The sequence below is a fragment of the Pseudarthrobacter sp. NPDC055928 genome (assembly GCF_042270935.1).
Lineage (GTDB): Bacteria > Actinomycetota > Actinomycetes > Actinomycetales > Micrococcaceae > Arthrobacter.
Genome location: NZ_JBHJZH010000016.1, coordinates 88526 through 114515 on the forward strand (window position 1 = coordinate 88526; position 25990 = coordinate 114515).

At 63.8% G+C, this 25990-nt stretch carries 25 protein-coding genes; 12 read left to right on the forward strand and 13 right to left on the reverse strand.

Annotated elements, in window-relative coordinates; translation table 11 throughout:
* Positions 1–314: 314 nt before the first annotated feature.
* From ACFC25_RS18365 to katG, 4 genes are all read left to right on the forward strand, one after another.
* On the forward strand, positions 315–671 hold the full coding sequence (locus ACFC25_RS18365) for an SMR family transporter (protein WP_337348753.1): 357 nt from the start codon (positions 315–317) through the stop codon (positions 669–671).
* Positions 668–988 (forward strand): SMR family transporter, encoded by a 321-nt coding sequence (locus ACFC25_RS18370; protein ID WP_337352420.1) that lies wholly within the window; start codon positions 668–670, stop codon positions 986–988. Before ACFC25_RS18365 ends, ACFC25_RS18370 begins: the two co-directional genes overlap by 4 nt.
* A 192-nt stretch (positions 989–1180) precedes the next feature.
* Positions 1181–2611: an MFS transporter gene (locus tag ACFC25_RS18375; RefSeq protein WP_337352419.1), complete on the forward strand. Its 1431-nt coding sequence runs from the start codon at positions 1181–1183 to the stop codon at positions 2609–2611.
* Positions 2612–2802: 191 nt separating this feature from the next.
* The gene (gene katG, locus ACFC25_RS18380) at positions 2803–5097 is read left to right on the forward strand and encodes a catalase/peroxidase HPI (RefSeq protein ID WP_376047810.1); all 2295 of its coding nucleotides are present in this window, start codon (positions 2803–2805) and stop codon (positions 5095–5097) included.
* A 118-nt stretch (positions 5098–5215) separates the two neighbouring features.
* On the opposite strand, the gene ACFC25_RS18385 is transcribed toward katG, so the two are convergent.
* Positions 5216–6112 carry a LysR family transcriptional regulator gene (locus tag ACFC25_RS18385; RefSeq protein ID WP_376047813.1) on the reverse strand — a complete coding sequence of 299 codons (897 nt, stop codon included), beginning with the start codon at positions 6110–6112 and terminating at the stop codon, positions 5216–5218.
* A gap of 126 nt (positions 6113–6238) precedes the next feature.
* Between ACFC25_RS18385 and ACFC25_RS18390 the strand changes: the two genes are divergently transcribed.
* Positions 6239–6940: a type 1 glutamine amidotransferase domain-containing protein gene (locus ACFC25_RS18390; protein ID WP_376047815.1), complete on the forward strand. Its 702-nt coding sequence runs from the start codon at positions 6239–6241 to the stop codon at positions 6938–6940.
* Between the two features lie 35 nt (positions 6941–6975).
* Here the strand turns inward: ACFC25_RS18390 and ACFC25_RS18395 are convergent, their stop codons facing one another.
* From ACFC25_RS18395 to ACFC25_RS18430, 8 genes are all read right to left on the reverse strand, one after another.
* The gene (locus ACFC25_RS18395) at positions 6976–7965 is read right to left on the reverse strand and encodes a cyclase family protein (protein WP_376047818.1); all 990 of its coding nucleotides are present in this window, start codon (positions 7963–7965) and stop codon (positions 6976–6978) included.
* Positions 7962–8216, reverse strand: coding sequence for a hypothetical protein (locus tag ACFC25_RS18400; RefSeq protein WP_376047821.1), 255 nt, complete (start codon positions 8214–8216; stop codon positions 7962–7964). Before ACFC25_RS18400 ends, ACFC25_RS18395 begins: the two co-directional genes overlap by 4 nt.
* 12 nt (positions 8217–8228) lie before the next feature.
* A complete protein-coding gene (locus ACFC25_RS18405; RefSeq protein ID WP_376047824.1) occupies positions 8229–9566 on the reverse strand; it encodes a TRAP transporter large permease subunit in 1338 nt (445 codons plus the stop codon).
* A gap of 81 nt (positions 9567–9647) precedes the next feature.
* Positions 9648–10427 (reverse strand): DUF1932 domain-containing protein, encoded by a 780-nt coding sequence (locus ACFC25_RS18410; protein WP_376047826.1) that lies wholly within the window; start codon positions 10425–10427, stop codon positions 9648–9650.
* 22 nt (positions 10428–10449) lie between these two features.
* Positions 10450–11079 carry a methyltransferase gene (locus ACFC25_RS18415; RefSeq protein ID WP_337348738.1) on the reverse strand — a complete coding sequence of 210 codons (630 nt, stop codon included), beginning with the start codon at positions 11077–11079 and terminating at the stop codon, positions 10450–10452.
* Positions 11080–11107: 28 nt separating this feature from the next.
* Positions 11108–12112 carry a tripartite tricarboxylate transporter substrate binding protein gene (locus tag ACFC25_RS18420; protein ID WP_337348737.1) on the reverse strand — a complete coding sequence of 335 codons (1005 nt, stop codon included), beginning with the start codon at positions 12110–12112 and terminating at the stop codon, positions 11108–11110.
* A gap of 53 nt (positions 12113–12165) precedes the next feature.
* Positions 12166–13668, reverse strand: a complete 1503-nt coding sequence (locus tag ACFC25_RS18425) for a tripartite tricarboxylate transporter permease (RefSeq protein WP_376047830.1) — start codon at positions 13666–13668, stop codon at positions 12166–12168.
* Between the two features lie 2 nt (positions 13669–13670).
* On the reverse strand, positions 13671–14174 hold the full coding sequence (locus tag ACFC25_RS18430) for a tripartite tricarboxylate transporter TctB family protein (RefSeq protein WP_376047833.1): 504 nt from the start codon (positions 14172–14174) through the stop codon (positions 13671–13673).
* 118 nt (positions 14175–14292) lie between these two features.
* Between ACFC25_RS18430 and ACFC25_RS18435 the strand changes: the two genes are divergently transcribed.
* Complete coding sequence (locus tag ACFC25_RS18435) at positions 14293–15096, forward strand: IclR family transcriptional regulator (RefSeq protein ID WP_376047836.1); 804 nt, start codon at positions 14293–14295, stop codon at positions 15094–15096.
* Positions 15097–15128: 32 nt separating this feature from the next.
* Here the strand turns inward: ACFC25_RS18435 and ACFC25_RS18440 are convergent, their stop codons facing one another.
* From ACFC25_RS18440 to ACFC25_RS18450, 3 genes are all read right to left on the reverse strand, one after another.
* Positions 15129–15740: a TetR/AcrR family transcriptional regulator gene (locus ACFC25_RS18440; protein ID WP_376047839.1), complete on the reverse strand. Its 612-nt coding sequence runs from the start codon at positions 15738–15740 to the stop codon at positions 15129–15131.
* Positions 15741–15861: 121 nt separating this feature from the next.
* Positions 15862–16728, reverse strand: a complete 867-nt coding sequence (locus ACFC25_RS18445) for an alpha/beta fold hydrolase (protein WP_376047841.1) — start codon at positions 16726–16728, stop codon at positions 15862–15864.
* Between the two features lie 71 nt (positions 16729–16799).
* Entirely contained in the window at positions 16800–17795 is a 996-nt protein-coding gene (locus ACFC25_RS18450; RefSeq protein ID WP_337348732.1) for an NADP-dependent oxidoreductase, read from the reverse strand.
* A 183-nt stretch (positions 17796–17978) separates the two neighbouring features.
* Here ACFC25_RS18450 and ACFC25_RS18455 point away from each other — a divergent pair, with 183 nt between their 5' ends.
* The 5 genes from ACFC25_RS18455 to ACFC25_RS18475 are packed head-to-tail and all read left to right on the forward strand — an operon-like array spanning position 17979 to position 23718.
* Positions 17979–19415: a glycoside hydrolase gene (locus tag ACFC25_RS18455; protein ID WP_376047844.1), complete on the forward strand. Its 1437-nt coding sequence runs from the start codon at positions 17979–17981 to the stop codon at positions 19413–19415.
* 38 nt (positions 19416–19453) lie between these two features.
* Positions 19454–20785, forward strand: a complete 1332-nt coding sequence (locus ACFC25_RS18460; RefSeq protein ID WP_337352412.1) for an extracellular solute-binding protein — start codon at positions 19454–19456, stop codon at positions 20783–20785.
* 43 nt (positions 20786–20828) lie between these two features.
* Positions 20829–21710 carry a sugar ABC transporter permease gene (locus ACFC25_RS18465; protein ID WP_337348729.1) on the forward strand — a complete coding sequence of 294 codons (882 nt, stop codon included), beginning with the start codon at positions 20829–20831 and terminating at the stop codon, positions 21708–21710.
* Positions 21707–22612, forward strand: a complete 906-nt coding sequence (locus ACFC25_RS18470; protein WP_376047849.1) for a carbohydrate ABC transporter permease — start codon at positions 21707–21709, stop codon at positions 22610–22612. Before ACFC25_RS18465 ends, ACFC25_RS18470 begins: the two co-directional genes overlap by 4 nt.
* A gap of 29 nt (positions 22613–22641) precedes the next feature.
* A complete protein-coding gene (locus ACFC25_RS18475) occupies positions 22642–23718 on the forward strand; it encodes a LacI family DNA-binding transcriptional regulator (protein WP_376047851.1) in 1077 nt (358 codons plus the stop codon).
* 176 nt (positions 23719–23894) lie between these two features.
* Here ACFC25_RS18475 and ACFC25_RS18480 read toward each other — a convergent pair whose 3' ends face one another.
* Complete coding sequence (locus ACFC25_RS18480) at positions 23895–24278, reverse strand: MarR family transcriptional regulator (RefSeq protein WP_337348725.1); 384 nt, start codon at positions 24276–24278, stop codon at positions 23895–23897.
* A gap of 85 nt (positions 24279–24363) precedes the next feature.
* Here ACFC25_RS18480 and ACFC25_RS18485 point away from each other — a divergent pair, with 85 nt between their 5' ends.
* Positions 24364–25878, forward strand: coding sequence for an MFS transporter (locus tag ACFC25_RS18485; RefSeq protein ID WP_376047855.1), 1515 nt, complete (start codon positions 24364–24366; stop codon positions 25876–25878).
* The last annotated feature ends 112 nt before the right edge of the window (positions 25879–25990 follow it).

Sequence of the window (25990 nt, forward strand, 5' to 3'; positions counted from 1 at the left end):
CAGCTATTCGGCGGCGGCAGTTGAGCCGGAGGGCTGACGCAAAGACGGTCCACACGACACTCCTTACGCTACTCGAACTGGGCCGCGGCGGCGGATACTGCTGCCTGGACCGGGGCACTGGACAACCGGAAGCCTCTGACAAGGAGTGACCTCGGCAGCTCCGCGGTGGCCGGCTCCGAACTGGTCCCCCAGGCATAACGAGCCGCCCTGTTTTCCCACCTGTTGTGCCGGGACGGAAGCCAGGGAACACAAGCAGCGTCCACGCCGTTGCACACACGGGGACCAAGCCCCGATGATTCTCAAGGACTTATTGAATGAAGTGGATTCTTCTTGCCGGCGCGATTTTGAGTGAGGTGACGGCATCCCTTTCCCTGAAAGCGGCCCTGGAAAATCCTGCCTTCTTTGTGGTGGTTGTCGTCGGCTACACCGCATCCTTCGGCTTCCTCGCTGCAGTCCTCCGTAAAGGCCTGGGCCTCGGTGTCGCCTACGGCATCTGGGCCGCGCTGGGCGTAACCCTCACGGTGCTACTGGCGGCCCTCATCTTCGGCGAAGCGCTGACCCCGATGATGATGATCGGCGTAGCCATGGTTATCGGCGGAGTCCTTTGCGTTGAACTGGGGTCACACAAAGAGCCGGCGAAAGAACCGGATAAGGAAATGGTTAGCTCATGATGTGGCTGCTGCTGGCAGGGGCAATCCTCACTGAGGTGACCGCCACCCTGTTCCTGCGTGTCGCATCCACCGGTAAGCGACGCTGGTACATACCTGTCGGCGTCGGGTATTTCCTGGCGTTCACCCTGCTCACGTTGACCCTGGACCAGGGAATGAGCCTCGGCGTTGCCTACGGCATCTGGGCAGCTGCCGGCGTCGCACTGACCGCGCTGGGAAGCCGCGTCTTCTTCAAGGAGAGGATCACCCCCGTCATGATGCTGGGGCTCGGCCTCATCATCGGCGGCGTGCTGCTCATCGAGCTTGGCGCCGTCCACTAGGGTCGAAGGCCGCCGTGCTGCTGTGGTCCAGTTTGTCGGTCGCGTTGACGTAACGGGCGTCACGCCATATCATTTATGAAACGATTCAAGGGAAAGGCCTTTCCTAGCCCGCGAACCAGTCACGGTCACGCTGACCATCCGGAACTGAGCAGCTCCGGTTCCTTGCCGATGACGACGAAGGAATACATCGAAATGAGCACCACCAGCGGGAAGACCCGCCCCATCCTCGAAGCCGACGGGGGACGCCGGGATCCGAAGAAGGCCGCAATGAGCGGCTGGATCGGAAGCGCGCTTGAGTACTACGATTTCGCGCTGTACTCACTGGCCGCAACGCTCGTCTTCCCTGCCATCTTCTTCCCGACAGAGAACCCGACAGTGGCGATCATCGCCTCGCTCGCGACCTATGCGGTGGGGTATGTCTCCCGTCCGGTGGGCGCTGTTGTCCTGGGCGCGTACGGGGACCGCCACGGCCGCAAACAGGTGCTTGTTTTTGCGATGCTGTTGATGGGCTTCGCCACCTTCGCGGTGGGACTCCTGCCCACGTACGGCCAGGTGGGCATCCTGGCGCCGGCCCTGCTCGTGATCCTCCGGCTGATCCAGGGGTTCGCGGTGGCAGGCGAGCTCGGCGGAGCCAGCGCGATGATCGTCGAACACTCCCCCGATGCCAGGCGCGGCTTCTTCGCGAGCTTCAGCCTCCAGGGCACGCAGGTCGGATCGATCCTTGCCACCGCCATCCTTCTTCCGCTCTCCGCCCTTCTCCCGGCCGACCAGTTCCAGGCCTGGGGCTGGCGGGTCCCGTTCCTGCTCAGCGCCTTCGTGATCCTGGCCGGCTACGTTATTCGCCGTCGTGTGCAAGAGCCGCCTGCTTATCTTGCCCACTCCGAGCAGGGCAAGGCCAAGCCCCGGTTCCCGCTCGTTGACCTCCTGCGCTCCTACCCGTGGGTCCTGGTCCGCTGTGTCCTGATGACCTTCACCAACGTGATCGGCATGGCGACGCTCATCTTTGGTGTGTCCTATGCGACCCAGAAGGGCTACGGCATTGGCTTCTCCAGCAGCGAATTCCTATGGGTGACCCTCGTAGCCAACATTGCGGCTGTTGCGACGATCCCGCTGTTCGGCGGCCTGTCCGACAAGATCGGCCGGCGCATGCTGATGGTGGCGGGCGGCATCGGCGGCGGTCTCCTGGCGGGCGGATACCTGTGGGCAATCGAGCAAAAGAGCCTCGCGCTGGTCTTCGTGTGCATCGTGGTTGTGCAGGGCATCTTCTTCCAGATGTGGAACGCAACCTTCGCCACGTTCTTCCAGGAGCAGTTCCCCATGCGGATTCGGGTGACCGGGTTTGCGGTGTCGCAGAACCTCGGCCTCATGATCGCCTCGTTCTTCCCGAGCATCTTCACGGCAGTGGCTCCACCCGGGACGGCGAACGTTCCCCTCGTCATCGGGCTGACCACGTTCGGCATCTGCGTCGTCGCAGCCCTCGCTACCCTCCTGTCCCCCGACACCAGGGGCAAGTCACTCGAGGACCTCGAAGCCCATCGGGCGGAACCGGAGTCACTGGCCAGCCAGGAGGCCCACGAGCCAGGGTCTGCCCGCGAAAGCGAAAGGGCAGGCGCGCCGAGGTAACTTCCCGGTGTCCTGACAACGAAAGATAGGGGCAGGACGGCCCGCTGGTGCACACCAGCCCGCCGTCCTGCCTTTTGCCTTGGCGGCCATAAGATTGCCCCCTCCCCCGGCCCACCCGTCTATGTTCAAATGGGAGGGTTAGACCGGCTGCCCGAGTCCGACCTCGGCCTCGGCCATATGGAAGGAAGCACATGACGGATCACCAGGACCAGCCCCCGGTCCCCACCCCGGAAAGCGCCCCAGGCCTGGACTCCAAGACCGACGGCGGGCTCCCGGTTGCCCCCGACAGCGCCACCTCGCACGGCAGCGAGAGTGAGAACCCGGCGATCGATTCGCCGCAGCCCAAGGCGCACCGGCCGCGGACCATCGCGGACTGGTGGCCAAACCAGTTGGACCTTTCTGTACTCCACACCCACCACCCCGCCGGCAACCCCCTCGGCCCCACATTCAGCTACCGGGAAGAATTCCAAAAGCTCGACGTCGACGCCCTCAAGCAGGACATCATCCAGGTCCTGACCACCTCCCAGGACTGGTGGCCGGCAGACTTCGGCCACTACGGCGGCCTGATGATTCGCATGAGCTGGCACGCCGCCGGCACCTACCGCGTCCACGACGGCCGGGGCGGGGCAGGGGACGGCAGCCAGCGGTTCGCGCCACTCAACAGCTGGCCAGACAACGCCAACCTCGACAAGGCCCGGCGCCTGCTCTGGCCGGTGAAGCAGAAGTACGGCCAAAAGCTCTCCTGGGCCGACCTGCTGGTCCTCGCAGGCAACGTTGCCCTCGAGTCAATGGGTTTCAAGACCTTTGGCTTCGCCTTCGGCCGCCAGGACGTCTGGGAGCCCGAGGAGATTTTCTGGGGGCCGGAAGACGCCTGGCTAGGCGACGAACGCTACGTCGACGAGAGCCATATGGCGGAGGACGTCGGCGCCACGGAAATGGGCCTGATCTACGTCAACCCCGAGGGGCCGAAGGGCAACCCGGACCCGGCCGCAGCCGCAGCCTTCATCCGCGAGACCTTCAAGCGGATGGCAATGAACGACGAGGAGACCGTGGCGCTGATCGCCGGCGGCCACACCTTCGGCAAGACACACGGCGCGGGCAAAGCCGATCCACACATTGGCCCCGAACCTGAAGGCGCCGACCTCGAGACCCAGGGCCTGGGCTGGCTCAGCAGCTACGGGACCGGCAAGGGTCCGGACACCATCACCTCCGGCCTCGAAGTCACCTGGACGGACAAGCCCACCCAGTGGAGCAACCGCTTCTTCGAGATCCTGTTCGGGCATGAGTGGGAGCTCACCAAGAGCCCCGCCGGTGCGAACCAGTGGGTGGCCAAAGATGCCGAGCAGATTATCCCGGACGCGCACGACCCGCAGAAGAAGCACCGGCCAACGATGCTCACCACCGACCTCTCGCTGCGCGTCGACCCTACCTACGAGAAGATCTCCCGCCGCTTCCTGGAGAACCCGGACGAGTTCGCACTCGCGTTCGCCAAGGCCTGGTACAAGTTGCTGCACCGCGACATGGGTCCCGTCAGCCCCAACCTGCTTGGGCCGTGGGTCCCGGAAGCGCAGCTCTGGCAGGACCCCCTTCCGGCAGTCGATCACGAGCTGATCGGCGAGCAGGAGATCGCGTCCCTCAAGGCCGCGCTCCTGGATTCCGGCCTGTCTGTCTCGCAGCTCGCCGGCACGGCATGGTCCGCTGCCGCAACCTTCCGCAAGACGGATAAGCGCGGCGGCGCCAACGGGGCCCGGATCCGGCTGGAGCCCCAGCGCGGCTGGGAGGCCAATGAGCCCGAGAAACTGGCGACGGCGCTGCAGGCCATCGAGGCGGTGCAGCAGCAGTTCAACTCCGGCCAGAACGGGGGCAGGAAGGTATCGTTCGCGGACCTGATCGTCCTCGGCGGCTGCGCTGCCGTGGAGAAGGCCGCGAAGGACGCCGGGTTTGCCGTCACCGTGCCGTTCCGGCCCGGGCGTACCGACGCCGCCCAGGACCAGACCGACGTCGAGTCTTTCCAGTACCTGCAGCCGCGGGCGGACGGGTTCCGCAACTATGTGCGCCCGGGCGTAAAGATCCAGCCGGAGACTCTCCTGCTGGACAAGGCGTACATGCTGGACCTCTCCGCGCCGGAGATGACAGCGCTCGTCGGGGGCATGCGGGCACTCGGCGTCAACGTCGGCGGGTCAACCCACGGCGTCCTCACGGACAGGCCCCAGGTTCTGACGAACGATTTCTTCATCAACCTGCTCTCACCGGGCACCCGGTGGAAGGCGTCTGAGGGTGAGGAGAACGTCTACGAGATCACTGACGTCGCCACTGGCGAGCTGAAGTGGACCGCCACCGCGGTGGACCTGGTCTTCGGCTCCAACTCCCAGCTCCGTGCCCTGGCCGAGGTCTACGCGAGCGACGACGCCAGGGAGAAGTTCGTCAACGACTTCGTGGCCACCTGGGTGAAGGTTATGGAGCTGGACCGGTTCGACCTGAACTGACCGCCCTCAACGAACGGAGGCATCCGGGCCGGCCGCAGATGCGGCTGGCCCGGGTCAGCCCGCCCAACAGTACTCAGTCCGCGCCGCCGTCGACCGTTTTCATCATCCGCAGCCACAATCAGGAGCCGGCCAGTCGATGGATGGCGGACGCGAGGGAACGCAGCTGGTGGTTGCGGTCGAGGTCCCCCGTGCGCGTAGCCAGGTACACGGTGTTCAGCGGAGCCCACTCAGGGGCGTGCAGGGCAACAAGGGTTCCGGAGGCGAAATCCTCCTCGACCAGGTACCGGGGCAGCACCGACATTCCAGCGCCTGCAAGGATGGCGGCACGCACGCCACGAAGATCCGGGACGATCCAACTGGTCCGTAGATTGTCAGGACGTCGTTCGAACACGGTGCGCCAGTAGCGCCTGACAATAGGCAAGTTCTCGGAATAGGCCACCACAGGGATGGCTGCCAATTCGGCCTCGTCGGGAGCATCTGCCGAAAGGCTTGAACGCCAGGACGGTGCTGCGACCAGGACGAATTCTTCGTCATATAGCGGTGTTCCGGTGACCCCCTGGACCCGCGGCTGGACGGCGCTGACCACCATATCCAAGTCGCCGGCCCGAAGTTCATCGAGCAGGCCCTCAGCCAGCCCAAAGCGGATCCGCAGCCTGGCCCCGACTGCCTCGGTGAGTTTTTGGGCGTGGGGCAGGAGCATGGCAGTCAGGAATTCTGCGGGTCCGCCCAAGTGGACGGACTCGTTGGCTCCCGACAGCGCGGAGATGTACGCGAGGTCGTCCAAGGCATCGATGTGCTGGCCCACGTCCTTCGCCAGTCCTTCTGCCTTGGGCGTCGGGGTCACGCCGGAAGGGGTGCGCTCAAAGAGCCTAAACCCAAGATTCTGTTCGAGGGAATGCACGTGCGTTGAAGCGGTGGGCTGGGAGATGCCCAGCATCTTGGCCGCCTCGGTCAGCGATCCCACGCGGTAGACGGTGAGGAAGGTCCGCAGGTGCTCCAAGTTGTGAGTGGCCATCGGTGTAATCGTCGCACGGACAGGTCCAAGGAATTCGAATAGGGGCCAGAACTTTTTCGATACCACCGGGCGGGCGGGTAGGGGCATCATCGAACAGCACGCAGCAACCACTCCCGAAGGAACCACATGTCCCGCATTCTTATGGTCGTTTCAGCAGCCGATTCCCTTGAACTTGCCGATGGCACTCAGCACCCCACCGGCTTCTGGGCCGAGGAGCTGGTGGTGGCCCACCGTTCCCTCAAGGCCTCCGGTGCTGACATCACCATTGCCACCCCGGGCGGAAAGAAGCCCACCGTCGATCCCGGTTCTTTGAACCCGGAGATCGTGGGAGACGAGGGAAAGGTTCATGAATTTGAGCGATACCTCCTGGACATCGCGGAAGAGCTTGAAACGCCGGCCGCTTTGACCTCGGTCAGCGTTGCCGACTTCGACGCGATTGTCCTGCCCGGTGGCCACGGCCCCATGGCGGACCTCGCCACGGACCCGGATCTAGGCGCCTTGCTGATCGAGGCGAACGACGCCGGCACGATCATCGCACCCTTCTGCCATGGTCCGGCCGGACTCCTGAGCGCCACCTCGAAGGATGGCAGCTTTGCTTTTGCGGGCCGCCAGTTGACGGTGTTCACCGACGAAGAAGAGCTCACGGGAGGGACCGGTGAGTACACGCCATGGCTTGTTGCTACGACGCTCGCCGAGCGTGGCGCAATCGTAAAGTCCGGCCTGGCCTGGAGCAGCTACGTTGTCCGCGACGGCAACCTCATCAGCGGCCAGAACCCGCAGTCGAGCGAGGCCGTTGCCGCCCAGGTGATCGCCGCACTCGCCGAGTAGGCGCCGGCAATTTCCAGCCCGGAGAATCCCCGAGATCAGGTCAGTGCGGTGGCGTTGGCAGGCGACCCGGTTCCGCCGGAGATGTTGAGCGGCTTGATGGTGATCAAAGCGTTCCAGTTGCCGGTGGATTTCATGTGCCGCGCGAGTGGGCCAAGGCGCCATAGTTCGCCAAGGGGCATGCCTAGTTTGGCCAGCAGTTGCTGGTGCATCATGCCGTGATCATTCGGGGCTGAGTCTGCGAAGGGGCTTCCGGGCACCACGGGCAGGCATTCGACGGCGAAAGTATCGGCTGCGATGACGGCGAGGCGGTTGTCCCAAGCCCAGGCAATGAACTCCTTCGACTGGGCAACGCCTGTGGCCCGGCGGTTATCGCGGGTCTCCCGTTTTTTCGCCGTGGTGAGGGCCAGGAACCATTCGCACCAGCCTGTGTGGAGCATAAGGATGTCGCCCTGCCGGAGACTGACAGCCTGGGCCTCGATCGCCGTCGTGATCAGCTCAAGGCCGAGGGGTTCTCCTGCTGCGTGGTCGATCGGGCTGCCCAGGCCGGCACGGTATCCGTCGAGGTCAACAAGAACTCCCCGGCCGGCAATGGGGTTCTCTGCCCATTCCTGGATGCCCAGGTCCGGCGTGCCTTCCCTAACCCGGTCATCGGGAGTGCCGTTGTAGAAGCCGACGTCGTCAGCCCGGCGGTGCCGCAGCCCGTCAATCTGCGTGGATCCCTGGAGGTAGTAACCGTCCAGATAGTCATCGCGGTGGGCAGGGTGCGAGGAGTAGATGGTGTGCCGCGGTGCGCTGCGTTTGAGCGACATGCCGGGGTCGAACGCGTCGGCCGGGTAGTCCAGGCCAAAGGCTTCGCCGGTTCTGATGCAGTTCCTTGCGTCCAGGACAGTGCCAGCGGTGATGAACGACGGCGTGCCGCGCCAAGGCTCGGAGAAGAGTCCCCACGAGGTGCCCGCGAGTTTGCCATCCCTGCCCAGGAGCGCGGCAAAGTCCGGGTACGTTCCAGTCCCCCGCTGGGATGTCATTGGGCCTTCGCTTCCTGCGGCTGTTCCTGGTTTTGGCTGCTCCTGTAGCTGAGGAGGAAACCGGCGATCGCGCAGACTGAGGCGGCCATGCACATGGGGAACTTGACGGTGTCATTGAAGAACGCCAGCCAGCTCCCCTGCCCAAGAATCAGGGCCACCGCCTGCCCCACCACGAAGACGATGCCGCCTACGAGCAGGGCTGCCAGAGTCAGGACGAAGAGGACTTCGATGGCTCTTCGGATTTTGTGCATGTTTTGGGTTCCTTAGATCGGCAGGACGCCGAGGATGATCAGGACGCCGATGCCGAGCAGCGGGAGGGCGTAGTGGGTAAGCAGGCGGGCGAAGGTCTTGATGGGGTCGACATCGGCGATGCCGCAGGCGACATACAGTGGCGCACCTCCCGGCGGGACGGCGGCTTCGCACGAGGAGAACACCAGGACGGCCACGGCCGCGGTGGTAGCCGGCACACCGGCGGCGACGAGGGTAGCCACGCCAACGGTTCCGACGGCGGCCATGGTCGCCGTCGCGGACAGGGGTGCAGCGACGGCGATGATGATCAAGCCAATCAGGATCGCCAGAAGCCACAGCGGAAGGTTCATGCCGTTCAAGAGTGCGGTCATCTGTTGTGGAAGACCGGTTGCGGCGAGGGCGTTGGCTCCGGCGAAGGCGAAGACGACGGTGACGCCCACAATGCCGAAGCGCGGCGCTGAATACTGCAGCAGCGCCCACCAAGCCCGGCCACTGGTGGGTAGCTTCTTCCTTCCCAGGAGCGTGCCCGTGATGATCAGGACCACGGGGATCCAGACAATGACGCTGACGGATTTGGTGATGTCTTCCCCTGTCCAGTCCGACAGGGCTGTGGCGAGGCTGCCCGAGGTGATGACCAGCGGGATGGCCACCACGACGAACAGCATCATAGTGGTCCACCCACGGCCGAACGCTGCCCGGACGGGCAGCCGGTGCGCAGCATCCAGCGGGGTCATGCCGCTTTTGCGCACCAGCAGCCAAGTGATGACCAGCCGGTGCAGGAAGCACCAGAGACCGCCGAACAGCAGCGGCAGGACCAGCGCATTGATGTCCAACAGGGGCCCGACGGTGGCGGACCCCACCAGTACGAACATCGATGCGCTGAACGGGAAGGTGATGCCCATTCCCGCGTTGCCGGCGACCAGAGTGGCGGCCGAGGGCTTGTCCAGCCGCGACTTTTCCATCCAGGGGATGGTGACGGACCCGACTGTCGCGGCAATGGCAGCCTGGTTGTGGACCACCCCGCCCAGGCCCGCCGATGCCACGGTGGAGACCCAGGCCGGCCCGCCTTTGACGCCGCCGATCAGGGAGTTCAGCAGGTCAATGAGCCTGTCGAGCACACCGGTTTTGTCCAGCAAGTACCCCATGAAGACGAACGCCATGGTTGCATAGACAATCTCGTCCGTTATGGCCGCGTAGAGTGCGGTCCAACCGATCTGGGCCGCTGCAGCACCGGTGAACGGAAGCACCACCAGGAATCCGAGGATCATGGCCTCCCCGACGCTGCGCTTGATCACGGTGGTCCAGAGCAGGATGACGGCCAGGTAGGCCCCTAGTGCCCAGATGCCGATCATGCTGCTGCTCCTGACGGCGGGTTGCCGGTGGATAGTGAGTTGGTTAACTGATCCCGTTCATGATTCTGCCTCACGAGCGGGTCAGCGCAAGGCCGGTGCCGTCTCCTGAGCCATGCGGCTGAGGGCGGCGGCAGAAGCAGTGGTCATCTCTGCAGGCACGCCGAGGTCCGTAAGGTAGGTGGCGGTGTCCTGCATTTCCTTGGAGCGACGCAGGGCATGCTTTGCCGTGCCGGTGAGGAACCTGTCGATGATCGCCTGGCCGTCGCCGGCCAGCTGGCCCGCAATCTGGGCGCGGATCCAGTCTTCGAGGCCTGCCGCCCGGCCCGCGGTGACGGCTTCGACGACCACGGAGATCATGCCTTTCATGAGGACGCTGCGAAGGAGCTTGTGGGCCATGGCTGCACCAGGCTCCCCTTCGGCAACTTCAATTTCCACGCCGAGCGGGGTGAGAAGTTCGGCGACGGCACGGGAGCCGGGTCCGCTGACCATCAGGGGTGTCTTTTCTCCCAGCGCAGACACCGGTCCGAGGATGGCGACGTCGGCGAAGTCGGCTTTGCTGGGAAGCTGCCCGAGTTCGCGCATGACGCTCGGGGACGACGAGGTGAAGTCCGCGTAGCAGCTTCCCGCTCCCAGGACCGGCAGGCACTCCTGGGCTACGCTCCGCGCCGCGGCAGCTCCCGTCATGACGATTACGATGTCCGCTCCGGCGCAGGCTTCGGCGGCGGTGGCTGCCCGGGTGACGCCGGCTGGTGTGGACGGGGCCACCGGATCAAACCCGGTGACCTGATGGCCCGCGGCGGTGAGGGCCGCCGCGTAGGTGGCTCCGGCTTCGCCGAGGCCGATGACGGTGCACGCTGTCATGAGCTTCTCAGTCTTTCTGTAGTTATTTGCGGGCCGCGACGATGGCGGCCCGCCGGTTGGTTTCGTCGGCGAAGACTGCTTCCCCGGCGTCGGCCACCGCTGCTGCCTGTTCGCGGGGAATGACGACGACGCCGTCGGAGTCGCCGATAATGACGTCGCCTGGCAGGACGGGCACACCGCCGAAGGAGATGGGCGAGCCAAGCCGGAAGGGCCCGTTCTTGTAGGGGCCGGCAGGGGTTGTGGCCCGGGCAAAGACCGGCATCCCGATTTCGCCAAGCGCTTCGGCGTCGCGGGCTGCCCCATCGAGCGCGAAGCCGGCGATGCCGAGGTTGATCGCCCGCTCACCGATGAGTTCCCCGAGGAGGGCACGGGACTCGTCACCGCCACCCGCAACCACAATCACGTCTCCGGGGCGGGCGTGCTCCAGCGCCTGGTGGATGCCCTGGTTGTCGCCGGGACGTGTCCAGACCGTGAACGCTGGTCCGGCAAGCTGGGCACCTGGCCAGATGGCCTGGATCGCTGAGTGTGCCACGCCGAGGCGGTCTACCGCATCGCCGATGTTGGCTGCCGGGAGCTTGGCGAGGCGTTCCACGACATCCCTGTCGGGGCGGGGAAAGTCAGCGGCGATGGCGTCAATTGCTGGGGTTGTCATGATGGGCCTTTGCGTCTGTGTGTTGGAGTTAGTCGGTTTTCTGGACCAGCGGGAGAACCTTCTTGAAGTCGTCCTCCTGCCCGGCCCAGAACTGCTTGTAGTCAGCGCCGGAAAGGTAGCTGGTCTGCAGGCCGAGGTCGTTCATCTTCTGCACCACGGACGGGTCTTCAATGGCCTTCTGGATGGCGGCTTCCAGCTTCTTGGCCACGTCTTCGGGAAGGCCGGCCGGGGCGGAGTAGCCGCGGGCAGTTCCGGCCTCGACTTCGTAGCCTGATTCCTTGAAGGTCGGAACGTCGGGCAGCGACGGGGAGCGCTCCGAGGTCATAACACCGAGGACGCGTGCTTTGCCCTGTTTGGTCAGGTCGGTGACGTCGCTGACGTTGGCCACAAGGATGTCCACGTGCTTGCCGAGGAACGCGGTGGTGGCCTGCGATGCGCCTTCGGAGAAGTGGACCGGCGCGAACTCGGCGCCGGTGGTTTCCTGGATCTGCGCCAGGGCGAAGTGTTCGCCGGTCTGCAACCCTGTGGTGCTGGCGGTCATGGACTTCGGGTCCGCCTTGGCGGCGTCGAGGAGGTCCTTCAGCGTCTTGTAGGGGCTGTCAGGCTGAACGGCGATGACGGCGGGGTCGATGACCTGCCGGCCGAGCGGCTGGAAACTGTCGCGGGTGTACTTGGCACCCCGGGCGGGATCCAGCGGCGAGACCACGACAGACGGGGAACCGGTGGCGCCGATGGTGTATCCGTCAGGCTTGGCGCTGGTCAGCTGCGTGTAGCCGATCTGTCCGCCGGCACCTGGCTTGTTGATGACCTCGACGTTGGTGCCGAGCTCCTTTTCCAGGATGGGCTGGATGAGCCGTGCAGCGGTGTCCACCGCCCCGCCGGAGGAAAAAGCGACGACGAGATCGATTGACTTGCCCTTCTTCGGGAAGTCGTTGCCTGCGGCGTTGGTGGCCCCGGCGTTGGCGCCGCAGCCGGTAAGGGCGATGAGGGTTGCTGCTGCGAGCGCAGCGGCGATACGTGAACGGTTATTCATGGTTCTTCTCCTTTGAAGGGGTGCTTGAGGCAGTGTGTGTAGCTGGGTGGGGTTTAGGTTTCGGGGTCTTCGTTCAGTGCCTTTGGCTTGCGGAGCTTGAGCAGTGGGCTGAAGACGATCAGGATGCCGAGGCCGATCAGGACCGCGGAGATGGGGCGGCTGGTGAAGATGCCGAAGTCGCCTTGGGAGATTTCGAGGGATTCCCGCAGTGAGCGCTCCATGAGCGGGCCCAGGACCAAGGTCAGCACCATCGGTGCCAGCGGGATTTCCAGGTGGCGGAGGGCCAGGCCGAGGAGACCGAAGCCGATCATCACGAAGACGTCGAAAACGCTGAAGTTGATGGTGTAGGCGCCAATGACCATGAACAGCAGAATGAGGGCGGTCAGGATCGTCGACGGTACGCGGAGGATGGAGACCCACAGTCCCACCAGCGGGACGTTCAGCAGCAACAGGATCAGGTTTCCGATGAACAGGCTGGCGATGATTGCCCAGGCGATTTCGGAGTTCTCAGTGAACAGGGTCGGGCCGGGGGTAAGTCCCTGCTGGAGGAACGCTCCCATCAGGACGGCGATGGTGGGGGACGCCGGGATGCCGAGCGTAAACAGCGGGATCAGTGCGGCGTTGGCGTGGGAGTTGTTGGCTGTTTCGGGGCCGGCGACGCCTTCGATGGCGCCCTTGCCCAGCTCGTTGCGGTGGCGGGAGAACTTCTTTTCCGCACCGTAGGCCAGCAGGGAGGACACGGAGCCGGTCATGCCGGGGATGAGTCCAAGGCCGAAACCGATGCCGGTGCCACGGGCCATGGCCGGTGCGCTCCGGCGCCATTCCTTGCCGGTGGGGAGCAGTGAGCGAAGGTTCGGGGCGTGCACCCTGGCAGCCGCCGTGTCCTTGCGGTGGGAAAGAAGTTCCGAGAGTCCGAAGACGCCGACGATCACGGCGACGAAGCTGACGCCGTCCAGGAGCCGGTCCATGCCGAACGTGAACCGCGGGGCGCCGGCCACCGGGTCGATGCCGACCATGGCGATCAGCAGGCCCAGCGCGCCGGAGATGACTGCCTTGACCATGGACTTGCCGGCGAGGGCGACGAGCAGGGATATGCCAACGACCATCAGGGCGAACAATTCCGGCGGTCCGACGAGCAGGCCCAGTTCCCCGAGGGGTTTGGCGGCTGCAACCAGGCCGATGGTCGCTATCGTCCCTCCGACAAAGGATCCGACGGCGGCAATGGTCAGGGCCGCCCCGGCCTTGCCGATTTTCGTCATGGCGTAGCCGTCGATCGTGGTGATGGCTGACGCGGCTTCCCCGGGAGTGTTCAGCAGGACGCTGGTGATGGTTCCCCCGTAAGCGGTGCCGTAGAAAATGGCACACAGCATGATGATCGCGCCGGTCGCGTCCAGGTTCAGGGTCAGGGGGATCAGCAGGGCGACGCCGGCGACGGGGCCGATGCCGGGCAGGACGCCGATGATGGTGCCTAGGAGGCAGCCCAGGAAGGCGAAGAGCAGGTTCTGCCAGGTCATGGCGGCGGCAAAGCCGCCCATAAGTTCGTTGAGTGTATCCACGTCTAGAGTCCGATCGTGTTCAGCAGGGGAAAGGCCGACACCGGCAGTGCCACGTTCAGGCCGTAGTTGAAGGCGTAGTAAGCACCGGCGCTTCCGGCGAGTGCCGTGATCAGTGATGAGATCCAGGTCCGGCGGCCGCGCAGCTTCAGGTGGTACATGAGGAACAGGAACATGCTCAGCTGGAAGCCGATCAGGTCCATCACGGCCGCGAGGACGGTGAGGCTTAGGACGACTGCGATCACGAGTCCACGGTCAACGCCTTCCACAGCGTCGCTGGGGTGCCGCAGCTCCTGAACGAGCCAGACCACCGCCATCGCCGCGAGGACCGCCCCCATTGCGAAGGGGAAAAGGCCAGGTCCTGGCCCAAGGGAGGTCCAGAGGCCGAGATCGATGGAACTGACCAGCACGTAGACGCCGACGGCGGCAAAAGCGGCGATACCCACCAGCACCGAGGGAGCCACCCGGGCGGCGCTCTTGGGTTTCGTCATGAGTGACTCCGTTGTCATCGGTTCCTTCTAACTGTCCGTCGTTCATTTCATAGAATGAAACTATATTGCGTACAGAGAAATAGTGACAGGAGACACAGATGCTGTCAAGCGCAAGGGAGTTACATACAATGAAAGGATGACGACGGTGACTTCCACGCATTCGGGCAACTCCGCTGAGGACGGCCCGAAGGCATCGAACATGCGGTCCCTCTCCCGGGCCCTGGAAGTCTTCGCTGAACTTCAGCGGGCGGAGCGCCCGCAGCGGCTCAGTGACCTGGCCAGGACGTGTGGCATGAGCCTGCCCACCACCTTGCGGATCCTGCGGGTGCTTCAGGACTTCGGCATGGTCAGCCAGACGGACAAGTCCTACCGGATTGGGCCCGCCGTTCTGCCTGCAGCCCGGAGCTTCCTGGAAAACGACCCCCTCGTCGTCTCGGCCCGCCCCGTCCTACAGCAGGTGGCCTCACAAACAGGGCTGACAGCATCCCTGTACACACGGTTGGGGTTCGAGCGAATACTGGTTGCACGGGTCGACGGCGAAGCCCCCCTCCGCTACGATCTCCCCTTGGGCAAGCGGCTGCCGCTCACGCTGGGGGCAGCAGGCAAGATCCTGCTCGCCTCAGCAACCGAAGAGGAACTTCAGCAGGTAGTGGCCGCGGCAATCGCGTCCGGTCATGAGGATGCGGCCTTAACAGTCGAGGCGCTAAGGTCCCGGCTGCCCAGCCCCACCGCGGAATACGCGTACTCGGCCGATGAGCGGGCCACGGGGGTCCTGTCGGTGGCCGTGGCTATCCCGAACAGGGTGGGCCGCCCCACTGAATCCATTTCGCTGACGAGTCCTGTGGAGGCCGCCAGCGAAGCGACCCTGAAAGCGGGCGTGCCGGAACTCCGGCGCGCGGCGGGCAGGCTCTCCGAGCTGCTCGAGGGCTCGGTCTACTAACGAGGCTGCGTTTTGTCCGCCAGCGTAGCTGTTTAGGCCCCTTCTGGACTCAGGAGGACCTCGGTCTGTGTCCTGATGTCCTGCAGAAGGTCATCGACGGTGCGGTCGATGTTGGCGGCGACTGCCATGCTGACAAACATAATGGCGGAGACGATGTGCGCCCGCGCCGTCGCCTGGGTTTCGGTGACGCTCTCATCGCGCAGCAGGATCGCGACGATAGCTTCCTCAGTTTCCGCCGACAGGGCCAGAGCTTGCCGGTGGTGGGGTTCCTCGGGGTCGCCGAAAATCATCTCCCGCAGGTAGGTCCGTCCGTTATCGATCTGGGTGCGGTTGCATTCCACGACGGGCCGCACAATGGCCATAACGGCATCAAGCACGTCTGGGGTCTTCTCCGCCGCCGCCCGGCCGCGCTGGAGTGCGTCGCGATAACTGGAGTTCTGCACAAGAAGGAGCAGCTCGCCCTTGGTCTTGGCGTAAAGGAACAACGTGCCGGTGCCGATGTCCGCTTTGTCTGCGATCTGCTGCGTGGTGACCTCGTCGACGCCATGCACAGAGAAGAGTTCGCTGGCGGCAGCGGTGATGCGGTCAAGCTTCTCCTGCTTATTGCGTTCGCGCCGACCGACGGACTTGGATGCGAGCGACATGGCTACCTTCCGGGAACAAATCTGACTGGACTCAGTTGCGAACACCGTCACTAGTGCTGCTGCTCAGATACTGCTCTCATCTTCGCATGGCATCTGAAGACGGCTCCGTCGCAACGATAGATCAGCGGGCGAGGAACTCTGCCGCTACCGGGGCGAACTTGTCGTGGAACTGGAAGATACCTCCATGGCCTGAACCGGGGTAGATGATCAATTCGGAGCCGTTGATGCGTCGGTGCAGGTCCTCGGAGAGGACCGATGGCACCATCCGGTCATTGTCCCCGTTGGCGATCAGGGTGAGATGGGTGATCTTCGAAAGGTCTGCCGGCGCCCCCCGCCCCCACTTCTTGATGGCCTCCAGCTGAGTCTGGAATGCCCTGACTTTGATCGGGAGATCGCGGTCGGCGGTGCGCTCCTCCAGTCGCGCCAGGAATTCCTTCGCGGCCCGCTTGCCCGCTGCGTCGCGGTTGAAGAACAGGAACTCCTTGGGGTCGGACCGGGTAAGGGCGGCGCGGATGATGTCGTAGTAGGTGGTCCCGACTACTTTGTCCATGTCCTTGCCGCCCTTAGGACCGGTGCCGGTGAGGACAAGCTTGCGCGCGAGGTCTGGGTGCTTGAGCACCAGGGCCTGGGCAATCATGCCGCCGAGTGAGAAGGAGAAGATGTCTATTTTCCCAAATCCGAGCGCCTCGATGAAGTTGTAGGCATCATCCGCCATCGCCTCGATACTGTCGGGCACCTGGCCCGAGGAGGCGCCCACACCCTGGTTATCGAAGGTGACCACATGGTGGTTCTTCGCAATGGCGTCCACGATGCGTGGATCCCAGTTATCCAGGGTTGCCGCGAGGTGGACGAAGAAGACGACGGGGATGCCGCCCTTGGGCCCAAGCTCCCGGTAGGCGTAATTGACGCCGCCGGCTCTGATGATGCGGGACGGCGCTTTGGCGTAGGACGTGATGACGGGTTCGTTCAAGGTGTCGTGCCTGATCATGATGCTTCTCCTATGTTGTGTTGTTGCTCATCTGGCGAAGCAGAGGATGGTTCCGCTGCCCGGATTTCTGCTCAGGGGATGCTGATGACGGCCTTGCCGCGAATGCCGCCCTTTTCCAGGCCGTGGACAGCCTGGACGGTCTGGTCGAAGGGGAAAACCCGTCCAACAATGGGGCGCAGCGCTCCAGTGTCGATGAGGGCTGTGATCTGGCGCAACTGGTCGCCGCTGGCGCGCATGAACAGGAATTCGTAGCTGACGCCCAGATTCCGGGCTTGGCGTCGGATGCCTGCACTCAGGCCCCTGACGGCCAGGCGCATAACTGGATTCAGGCCGGCTTCGCGGGCAAAAGCCGGGTCTGGAGGTCCAACAATCCCGATGGCTTTGCCGCCGGGCTTGAGCACGCGCAGGGACTTTTCGAGGTTTTTGCCGCCGAGACTGTCCAGCACCAAGTCGTAGCCGCTCAGGAGCTGTTCGAAGTCTTGGCTGCGGTAGTCAACGACGGTGTCGGCGCCGAGCTCGCGCACGAAATCGATATTCGAGGCACTTGCTGTGGTTGCCACGGTTGCGCCGAGGTGCTTGGCGAGTTGGATGGCAATCGATCCGACGCCCCCGGCGCCGGCGTGGATGAGGACCTTCTGGCCGGGCCTCACGTTGCCTCGCTCGACGAGCGCCTGCCACGCGGTCAGTGCGACCAGTGGAAGCGAGCCCGCCTCCTCCATGCTGACCGATGCCGGCTTAAGAGCCAGATCGGCCTCCGCAACGGCGATTCGCTCCGCGAACGTGCCGATGCGGTCCTGGGCCGGACGTCCGTAAACCTCGTCGCCAACCTTGAAAGAGCGAACTTTCGAACCGACACGGATGACGGTTCCGGCAACATCGTTTCCGGCGATCAAAGGAAGCCGGTACGGCAGGATCAGCTTGAACTCGCCCGCCCGGATCTTCTCATCAAGGACATTGAGACCCGCGGCCTGCACCTTCAACAGCACATCCTGCTCCCCCACGGTGGGCTCCGGGACATCCGCCTCCTGCAGCGGAGCCTTGTACTTCTTGACGACGAACGCTCTCATGCTTCCTGCTCCTTGCTGGCTTAGATAACTGAATACACTCAATTATGAGTACGCTCAGCTTTCCTGTCAAGAGCCACCATTTATAGGCCGCCGGATAAAGTTTGCTAAAACGCTTGATCATGTGAGCCAGCACACTTATGCTGATGGTGATTAAACGCTTTAGCAGATTGGACATCAGAGCCGATGAATCGCTCAGTTTTTTTCAAACCCGCCGACGGCTGGGTGGGAGACCTCATCCCCTTCGAGAAGGACGGGGAGTTCTGGCTCTTCTACCTGCACGAGGTCCGCGCAGACCCGAAGCCGGGAACCTCCTGGAACCTGGTCACCACCAAAGACCTCACCCAGTTTGAGGACCAGGGCGTCTCACTCCAACACGGAAGCGAAACGGACCCGGACTTCAACGCCTACACGGGCAGTGTCGTCGTCGACGCGGACGGCATCCACCGTTTGTTCTACACGGGTCAGAATCCGCGCAACCTTGGACCGGACGGCGCGCCTCTTCAGCTCGTGATGCAAGCCACGAGCACCGATGGCATGCAGACGTGGGTGAAGCACCCGGAACTGACCTTCGGTGCCCCGGACGGCTACGAGTCCGGCGACTGGCGGGACCCCTTCGTCTTCCGGGACGAGGCCGCAGGCCAGTGGCGGATGCTTTTGGCTGCCCGGCACTCCGCGGGCCCCGAACGCCGTCGGGGTGTCATTGCCCAGTGCGTCTCCGACGACCTGCTGACGTGGCAGCACACTGAACCGTTCTGGGACCCCCGGCGCTACATCACCCATGAATGCCCGGACGTCTTCGCGTGGGGCGACTGGTGGTACATGGTCTACTCGGAGTTCTCCGAATCATTCACCACCCGCTACCGCATGGCCAAAAGCCCCGACGGCCCATGGACAGTACCAAACCTGGACTCGGTGGACGGCCGTGCGTTCTATGCATCCAAGACCGCGGAGCGCGATGGACGCCGTTTCTTCTTCGGCTGGATCGCCAGCAAGGAAGGCAATTCCGACGACGGGCCCTGGCAGTGGGCCGGCACCATGTCGGTCCTGGAAGCCCGGCAAAACACCGACGGAACGCTGGGATTCGGCTTCGCCGACGAACTCGTGGACAGCTTCTGGGATGACGTGCCGGTATCGCTAAACAAGGAACTGCCCGCACGGCTGGAGGCGCCGGACGGATATGCCGCCACCATCACCGACGAAGTACTGCCCGCTCAGTTCTACGCCACGGCGGTACTGGACATCGAACCCGGCACCACCGAATGCGGGCTATTGCTGCGCTCAAGCCAGGACGGGGACCAATCCTACGTTCTCCGCCTTGAACCGAAGCGCGGCCGCATGGTGTTCGACCGGTGGCCCCGGAAAGTCACCGGCGACGCGCAATGGCATGTCTCCGGGGACGTTCCGTTCGAGATCGAACTCGAACGTGCCTGCGACCTGGCTCCCGGTGAACACACCCTCGAACTCATCGTGGAGGGGGACCTGTGCGTAGCCGTCCTGGACCGTCAGGTGGCCCTCAGCACCAGGATCTACGACCTCCCGGCGGGACGGATCGGCGTCTTCACCGGCGAAGGGTCCGCCACCCTTACCGACCTTCACATACGCAAGCGCACAGACAACTAAACACCCGACTGCTTTCACCCGAATCAAAGGAGATTTTTATGAAAAAGCTATTCACGGCCGCCGTGGCTGCTGCCGCTGCCATCGCCCTCGCAGGATGCGGCGGCGGAGGAACCACTGACCCTTCCAACGTCAGTCCCACCGGAGAGGTCAAGCCACGGGAAATCTCGTGGTTGCTCTCCCGGCCAGCCGACGGCGCCGTCATCAACATCATGAAGAAGCTCGCCGAGGACTACGCCAAGGACCACCCGGGCTTCGCGCTCAACCTGATCACTACCCCGGACCGGCCCTCCTACATCCAGAAACTCGAGACCCTCGCCGCCGCGAACAAGCTTCCCGAACTCTTCGACACCGATGCCACTCCCTTCGCCCAGCAGTTGGCGAAGCAAGGCAAAATGGTCGACGCCGAAAAGCTGCTCAAGTCCCTGGACGTCTATGACGACTACCGGCCCAGCGCACTGGATTACCAGCGTTTCGACGACGGGTCCCTGCACATGATCCCGTTCCAGTTCGAGCTGGAATTCATTTGGTACAACAAGGCACTCCTGCAGAAGGCCGGCGTGTCTGCTCCGAAGTCACTCGATGACATCCCCGCCATGTGCACGGCCCTGCGCGAAGCCGGCATCACCCCCATCGCCATCGACGGCCAGGACCAGTGGCCGCTGGAAAGGTATGTGGCCTACCAGCCGTTCCGTGAAGCCGGGCCGGAGTTCATCCAGAAGCTCAAGAAGGGCGAAGCCAAATTTACCGACCCGGCAGGCCAAAAGACCGTCGAATGGCTGGCTGCGCTTGGCAAGGCCAAGTGCTTCCAGGACGGCTTCTCCTCCCAGGGGTACTCCGATGCACAGAACCAGTTCACTTCAGGCCAGGCCGCGATGTACAACATCGGTACCTGGGAGCTGCCAAGCCTGGCAACTGACAAGCTGAATCCTGCCGTGCGCGATGACATCGACTTCTTCACCCTGCCAACCACCGACGGATCCGTCACCGCGGCAAACGAGTTCGTCTCGCCGTCGGGCATTGGAATGGCGGTCAACGCCAAGACGTACGACCCGCTCGTGAGCGACTTCCTGAAGTTTGCCCTGGCGAAGTACCCGTCCGAGTACGCAGCCACCGGTGCGCTTTCGCCGACCACCAACGTTGAGACCGCCGTTCCGGCGAACGCAACCCCGCTGTACAAGAAGGCCCTGGAGATGGCCAACGACCTCGGGGACAAGCAGGCCATGCCATGGGACACCCAGCTCGACCCGACCACCAACGGCAGGCTGCAGCAGGAGCTCGTCCTCCTCGTCCAGGGCAACATCACCCCCGAACAGTTCACCAGCACGATGGACAGCACCATCGCGCAGAACGCCCCGAAGTTCTTCAAGTAATCACAGCGGTGGGGGCTTCGGCCCCCACCCGAAAGGCCCAGCCATGCTTCCCAACAGGTCACGACTCTCAGTCCTGGTCTTCCTGCTCCCACCCCTGCTGCTGTACGGCGTCGCCGTACTGTTCCCCATCCTGCAGTCGCTGTTCCTGAGCTTCTTTTCCTGGAACGGCATCAGCGATATGGAGTTCGTGGGGCTCGAAAACTACGTCCGGATGCTCACCGCAGACGACATCTTCTGGCGCTCCTTCTTCAACGCCCTCGGTTATCTCGCCATCTGCCTCGTCCTGCAGCTCGGCGGCGCGCTGCTTGTCGCTAGCCTCCTCACGTCGATGCGACGCGGCCGCGAGCTGATCAAAACGCTCTATCTCCTGCCGGCGGTGATCTCCACGGTGGCCATCGCGTTCCTCTTCGTGCGGATCTACTCGATCGAACCGGTGGGCCTCCTCAACCAGCTCCTGAACTGGATCGGCCTCGGCGCCCTTGAACGCCCCTGGCTCTCGGACATCAACACCGTGCTCGCTGCCGTGTCAGCCCCTGAGGGCTGGCGGTTCACCGGACTCTACATGCTCATCATCTATGCGGCCCTGCTGTCCGTCCCGCAGGAACTTGAGGAAGCCGCCCGCCTGGACGGCGCCTCCCGGTGGCAGCTCTTCACCAAGATCCGCTTCCCCCACATCATGCCCGTCTGGATCACCACCACGATCATGGCGACGACCTACGGCCTGCGCGGATTCGATATCCCGTACCTCATGACCAACGGCGGCCCTGGACAGTCCTCGGAGCTGCTGACCACATACATGTACAAGACGGCATTCACCAGTACCGACTTCGGCTACGCAAGTACCATCGCCGTCTTCATCGTCATCGAGTGCCTGGTGGCCGTCGGACTCATCCTCTTCATGCTCAAACGAAAGGCGGACGCATGACCGCGCCAGCAGCTCCAGTTACCCGGCCCGTGGCAGCGCCATCAGAGACTGGGCCGCCGCTTCGCAGACGGCGGCCGCCCAGCCTCCACGGCACCCTCTCGAGGGTGATCATCGCCCTCATCGTCATCGTGCAGGTCTATCCCCTGGCCTGGCTGTTCATCACCAGCCTGCGCACCGAACACGACTTCGCGACCGGCGACCCCTTCGCGCTTCCCAAGGCGATCACGTTCGAGAACTACGCCCGCGCCTTCGAGACCGGCAACCTCGGAATGAACATCCTGAACAGTTTCATCGTCACCATGGGCGCCAACCTCCTGATCGTGCTGCTGGGCATGATGGCCGCCTATGCCCTGCAGGTCCTCGGCTTCCGGTTCAGCAAGATCGTCCGCAGCCTGTTCCTGATCGGCATCATCGTGCCGGTGCAGATCGCACTCGTACCGCTCTTCATCGACTACTCCAGCATCAACCTGCTCGACACCTACCCCTCAATGATCATCCCCCTGGCCGGCTTCGCCCTGCCGATGTCGATCTATCTGTTCTCTTCATTCTTTGAGTACATCCCCCGGGAAACGTATGAGGCTGCGTCACTGGACGGTGCCGGGCCGTACCGCATCTTCGGGCTGATCACCCTGCCCCTTTCACTCAACACTGTGGTGACCGTGGTGCTGGTCAACAGCATCTTCATCTGGAACGACTTCATCTTCGCCAACACGTTCGTCCTCTCCGAGGAGCTGAAGACCATCCCGCTGGGCCTGCAGAACTATATCGGCGCGATGGGCAAAACGGACTGGACGGCCACTTTCGCCGCCGTCTGCGTCACCATCACACCCCTGCTCCTGGTCTTCCTCGTCCTCAACAAGGCAATGATCCAGGGCCTGGAAAGCGGGGCGAGCAAGGGATGACAGGCCGATATACTCCTGACGGAGGGCAGATGATTTCGCAGGAGAACACTTCGGGTACGCCGTCGGCGGCTGCCCCCTTACAGCAGGCCCGCCGTGCCCAGCCCGTCACCCTGCGCCAGGTAGCCGAAGCCGCAGGCGTCTCCACAGCCACTGTTTCCCTTGTTGTGAACAAGAAAAAGGCCGCCCGGATTTCCGACGAAACCCGCAAACGGGTCCACGACGCGATCCGGGACCTGGGCTACCGGCCCAACGCCATGGCCCAAAACCTGGTCAGTGGAAGTTCCAGGTTCATTGGACTGGTCGCCGACGCGATCGCCACCACCCCGTTCGCCGGCCAGATCATCCACGGCGCCCAGGACGAAGCCTGGAAACATGGCTACGCCCTCCTCATCGCCAACACCGAAGGCAACCGCGAGCTTGAGACCGACGCGATCGCCATGATGCTCGAGTACAAGGTCCGCGGCATCCTCTACTCCACATGGTTCCACCGGCCCACAGACGTTCCGGACTCACTCCGTGAATCGGACTTCGTCCTGGTCAACTGCTTTGCCGAAGAACCGGGCGCCCGGGCTGTGGTCCCGGACGAAGTCCAGGGGGGCCGCTCAGCCACAGAGATCCTGCTGAAGCACGGCCACCGCCGGATCGCGTTCATCAACGCCACCATCCCCGCCCCGGCGAAGGACGGCAGGCTCCAGGGCTACAGGGAAGCGCTGGAAGCTGAAGGCATCACATTCGACGAGGACCTGGTCATGGAGGCCTACCCAGACCAGGAAGGCGGGTACGGAGCAACCGAGGCACTCCTCAAACGCGACGTCACGGCCGTGTACTGCTACAACGACCGAATGGCGATGGGGCTGTACGACGGGCTGCGCGAGCAAGGCCTCTCCATCCCCGACGACATAGCTGTGGTGGGATTCGACAACCAGGAAGTGATCGCTGCCCACCTGCGGCCTCCCCTTTCCACCGTGTCCCTCCCCCACTACGAACTGGGCGCCGCCGGAGTCAGGATGCTGCTGGGCCTGGATGAACCACAGTCCAGCGGCCCGGAGAAGATCTACTGCCCCACAGTAGAGCGAAACTCGGTGCGGGCGCTGGCCCCGGCCTAGCCAGCCGCTGGGATATGACGACGGCGAAGCGAAGTCGGGCAGGGAAATAGAGTGTGTGAGGACTGCTAAGATGTCGCTGAACCCGCCGCCACTGTCCTACTAGCCCGCCTGATTGCGGTGTATTTGCGGCTTGCGCACCGGCGGTAATTCGTCTCTTTTCGACCGGCGACGGACGCCTAGTCCTTGGCCAGGTTTTCCCTCAGCAGGGCGCGGTGTTCGACGGCGGCCTCCCGGTGGAGCGCCCGGCCGGCGTCGGTGAGTTCCAGGAACAGTGAGCGCCGATCATCTTCGCAGGAATGGCGGGAGATGAGCCCGGCTTTATCGAGCCGGTCCACCACCTTGGACATGGCGCTCTGGGTCATGGGCGTGCGCTCACCAAGTTGCTTCATCCGGCAGGCCTCGTCGGTGTTTTCGGCCACGAGATCCAGGATTTCAAACTCTGTCAGGCCAATGCTGAACTTCGCCTCCAACGCACGCTCCAGCGCCCCGGCGGTGTGGAAGTACGTGGTCTGGATGCTGCGCCATTGCTCAACCAGCTGTTGGTCCTGCGGTTTTGCCATGCAGCGATTCTAGTTCACAGCCCATCAAAAAGTCCACGTCATAATATTCCTTGTCATTCAATGACGCGTCATATAAGTTGTAGCCATGACTTCAACCTCCACCCTTGAAAGATCAGCCGGAGACCGGCTTACAGCTGTGCGCTGGACCCGCGCACAATGGATGCTCCTCCTGGTCCTGTGCACCGTCCTGGCACTCGACGCACTCGACGTATCCATGGTCGGCGTGGCCCTGCCCTCGATCGGCACCGAACTTCATCTCGGAACCGAATCCCTCCAGTGGATCGTCTCCGCCTATGTGCTCGGCTACGGCAGCCTGCTCCTGCTGGGCGGACGGATGGCGGACCTGCTCGGCCGCCGGCGCATCTTCCTGATTGCCCTCAGCGTCTTCGCCGCAGCATCCCTGCTTGGCGGGCTGGTGGATGACCCTGCCCTGCTGATCGCCACCCGCTTCATCAAGGGCCTGGCCGCAGCATTCACTGCCCCCGCTGCCTTCTCGATCATCACCACCAACTTCGCCGAGGGGCGCGAACGCAACCGCGCCCTGTCTATCTTCACCACGTTCGGCGCCAGCGGATTCTCCCTCGGCCTTGTTGTGGGAGGCCTCATGACCTCCCTGAGCTGGCGCTGGACCTTCCTGGTCTCCGTTCCGGTGGCAGTCGCCGTCGTGATCCTTGGCCTGAAGTACATACCGCGGGACAAAACCGCAGGCCAGGCGGCAGACGGAGAACAACAGAGCGGGCATGACGTCTGGGGCGCCATCACGCTCGCGGCCGGCATGCTGGGCCTGGTCTACACGCTGGTAGCAGCACCGGAAAACGGCTGGGGATCTGTGGCAACTATCGCCGGATTCGCAGTCTCCGCGGTGGTGCTGGCAGCGTTCGCCGTGATCGAAAACCGCGTCAGGCACCCCCTGATCCGGTTCAGCATCCTTAAGGAAGGCTGGGTTGCCCGGGCCAACCTCAGTGCCGTGGGGCTATTCGGTTCCTACCTGAGTTTCCAGTTCATCCTGACGCTGTACCTGCAGTCCGTACTGGGATGGAGCCCTCTTGGCATGGCCCTGGCGCTGCTCCCGGCGGGCCTGCTGGTTGCCTCGAGCGCACCCTTCGCGGACCGGCTCATCGAGAGATTCGGCGCCCCGCGGCTGATCCTGACCGGACTGGCAGCGTTGACGCTCGGATACGTGCTGTTCCTTCGCGTGGGCACCTCGCCGAATTACATGACCGATATCCTGCCGTCCGTCGTGCTGCTGGGCGTCGGCTTCGCCCTCGCCTTCCCGTCCATCAACGTCCAGGCCACCACAGGCATCCGGGATGCCGAGCAAGGCCTGGCCGCGGGCCTGATCCAGACCAGCACCCAGGTTGGTGCCGCACTGGTGCTGGCCGTTACGACGGCAATGGTGAGCGGTCACGGTAACGCAGGTGCCGCCGTTGATGCGGCCGCGATGCTGGAACAGTACCGACCGGGCCTGATCCTGAGCGCCGCCGTGGCTGTGGCTGCCCTCCTGATTGCCGCAACGCCCAGGTTATCGCGCGGACCGAGGCAGCCGGGAGGGGAACCCGAAGGCGTCGTGCGCAATGATGTCGACGTTGTCCAGCGGTAGGCTCGGGGCAAAAGGACAGCGGACGACGGCGGGATGTCCCGCCCACGGCCCCGGTTGGCTCACGCAGGCCTCCGTAAGCCATGAACCCCGGGTAAACAAAAAGGTGGTAGAG

What these genes read in the sequence shown, in the direction of transcription:
- ACFC25_RS18385 (WP_376047813.1), bottom strand. Translation starts at nt 6,112, where the DNA reads ATGGCCACTCACAACTTGGAGCACCTGCGGACCTTCCTCACCGTCTAC.
- ACFC25_RS18405 (WP_376047824.1), bottom strand. Translation starts at nt 9,566, where the DNA reads ATGATCGGCATCTGGGCACTAGGGGCCTACCTGGCCGTCATCCTGCTC.
- ACFC25_RS18455 (WP_376047844.1), top strand. Translation starts at nt 17,979, where the DNA reads ATGAATCGCTCAGTTTTTTTCAAACCCGCCGACGGCTGGGTGGGAGAC.
- ACFC25_RS18475 (WP_376047851.1), top strand. Translation starts at nt 22,642, where the DNA reads ATGATTTCGCAGGAGAACACTTCGGGTACGCCGTCGGCGGCTGCCCCC.
- ACFC25_RS18400 (WP_376047821.1), bottom strand. Translation starts at nt 8,216, where the DNA reads ATGCACAAAATCCGAAGAGCCATCGAAGTCCTCTTCGTCCTGACTCTG.
- ACFC25_RS18470 (WP_376047849.1), top strand. Translation starts at nt 21,707, where the DNA reads ATGACCGCGCCAGCAGCTCCAGTTACCCGGCCCGTGGCAGCGCCATCA.
- ACFC25_RS18415 (WP_337348738.1), bottom strand. Translation starts at nt 11,079, where the DNA reads ATGACAACCCCAGCAATTGACGCCATCGCCGCTGACTTTCCCCGCCCC.
- ACFC25_RS18410 (WP_376047826.1), bottom strand. Translation starts at nt 10,427, where the DNA reads ATGACAGCGTGCACCGTCATCGGCCTCGGCGAAGCCGGAGCCACCTAC.
- ACFC25_RS18450 (WP_337348732.1), bottom strand. Translation starts at nt 17,795, where the DNA reads ATGAGAGCGTTCGTCGTCAAGAAGTACAAGGCTCCGCTGCAGGAGGCG.
- ACFC25_RS18395 (WP_376047818.1), bottom strand. Translation starts at nt 7,965, where the DNA reads ATGACATCCCAGCGGGGGACTGGAACGTACCCGGACTTTGCCGCGCTC.
- ACFC25_RS18370 (WP_337352420.1), top strand. Translation starts at nt 668, where the DNA reads ATGATGTGGCTGCTGCTGGCAGGGGCAATCCTCACTGAGGTGACCGCC.
- ACFC25_RS18460 (WP_337352412.1), top strand. Translation starts at nt 19,454, where the DNA reads ATGAAAAAGCTATTCACGGCCGCCGTGGCTGCTGCCGCTGCCATCGCC.
- ACFC25_RS18390 (WP_376047815.1), top strand. Translation starts at nt 6,239, where the DNA reads ATGTCCCGCATTCTTATGGTCGTTTCAGCAGCCGATTCCCTTGAACTT.
- ACFC25_RS18420 (WP_337348737.1), bottom strand. Translation starts at nt 12,112, where the DNA reads ATGAATAACCGTTCACGTATCGCCGCTGCGCTCGCAGCAGCAACCCTC.
- ACFC25_RS18465 (WP_337348729.1), top strand. Translation starts at nt 20,829, where the DNA reads ATGCTTCCCAACAGGTCACGACTCTCAGTCCTGGTCTTCCTGCTCCCA.
- ACFC25_RS18445 (WP_376047841.1), bottom strand. Translation starts at nt 16,728, where the DNA reads ATGATCAGGCACGACACCTTGAACGAACCCGTCATCACGTCCTACGCC.
- ACFC25_RS18440 (WP_376047839.1), bottom strand. Translation starts at nt 15,740, where the DNA reads ATGTCGCTCGCATCCAAGTCCGTCGGTCGGCGCGAACGCAATAAGCAG.
- ACFC25_RS18375 (WP_337352419.1), top strand. Translation starts at nt 1,181, where the DNA reads ATGAGCACCACCAGCGGGAAGACCCGCCCCATCCTCGAAGCCGACGGG.
- ACFC25_RS18430 (WP_376047833.1), bottom strand. Translation starts at nt 14,174, where the DNA reads ATGACAACGGAGTCACTCATGACGAAACCCAAGAGCGCCGCCCGGGTG.
- ACFC25_RS18365 (WP_337348753.1), top strand. Translation starts at nt 315, where the DNA reads ATGAAGTGGATTCTTCTTGCCGGCGCGATTTTGAGTGAGGTGACGGCA.
- ACFC25_RS18485 (WP_376047855.1), top strand. Translation starts at nt 24,364, where the DNA reads ATGACTTCAACCTCCACCCTTGAAAGATCAGCCGGAGACCGGCTTACA.
- ACFC25_RS18480 (WP_337348725.1), bottom strand. Translation starts at nt 24,278, where the DNA reads ATGGCAAAACCGCAGGACCAACAGCTGGTTGAGCAATGGCGCAGCATC.
- katG (WP_376047810.1), top strand. Translation starts at nt 2,803, where the DNA reads ATGACGGATCACCAGGACCAGCCCCCGGTCCCCACCCCGGAAAGCGCC.
- ACFC25_RS18435 (WP_376047836.1), top strand. Translation starts at nt 14,293, where the DNA reads ATGACGACGGTGACTTCCACGCATTCGGGCAACTCCGCTGAGGACGGC.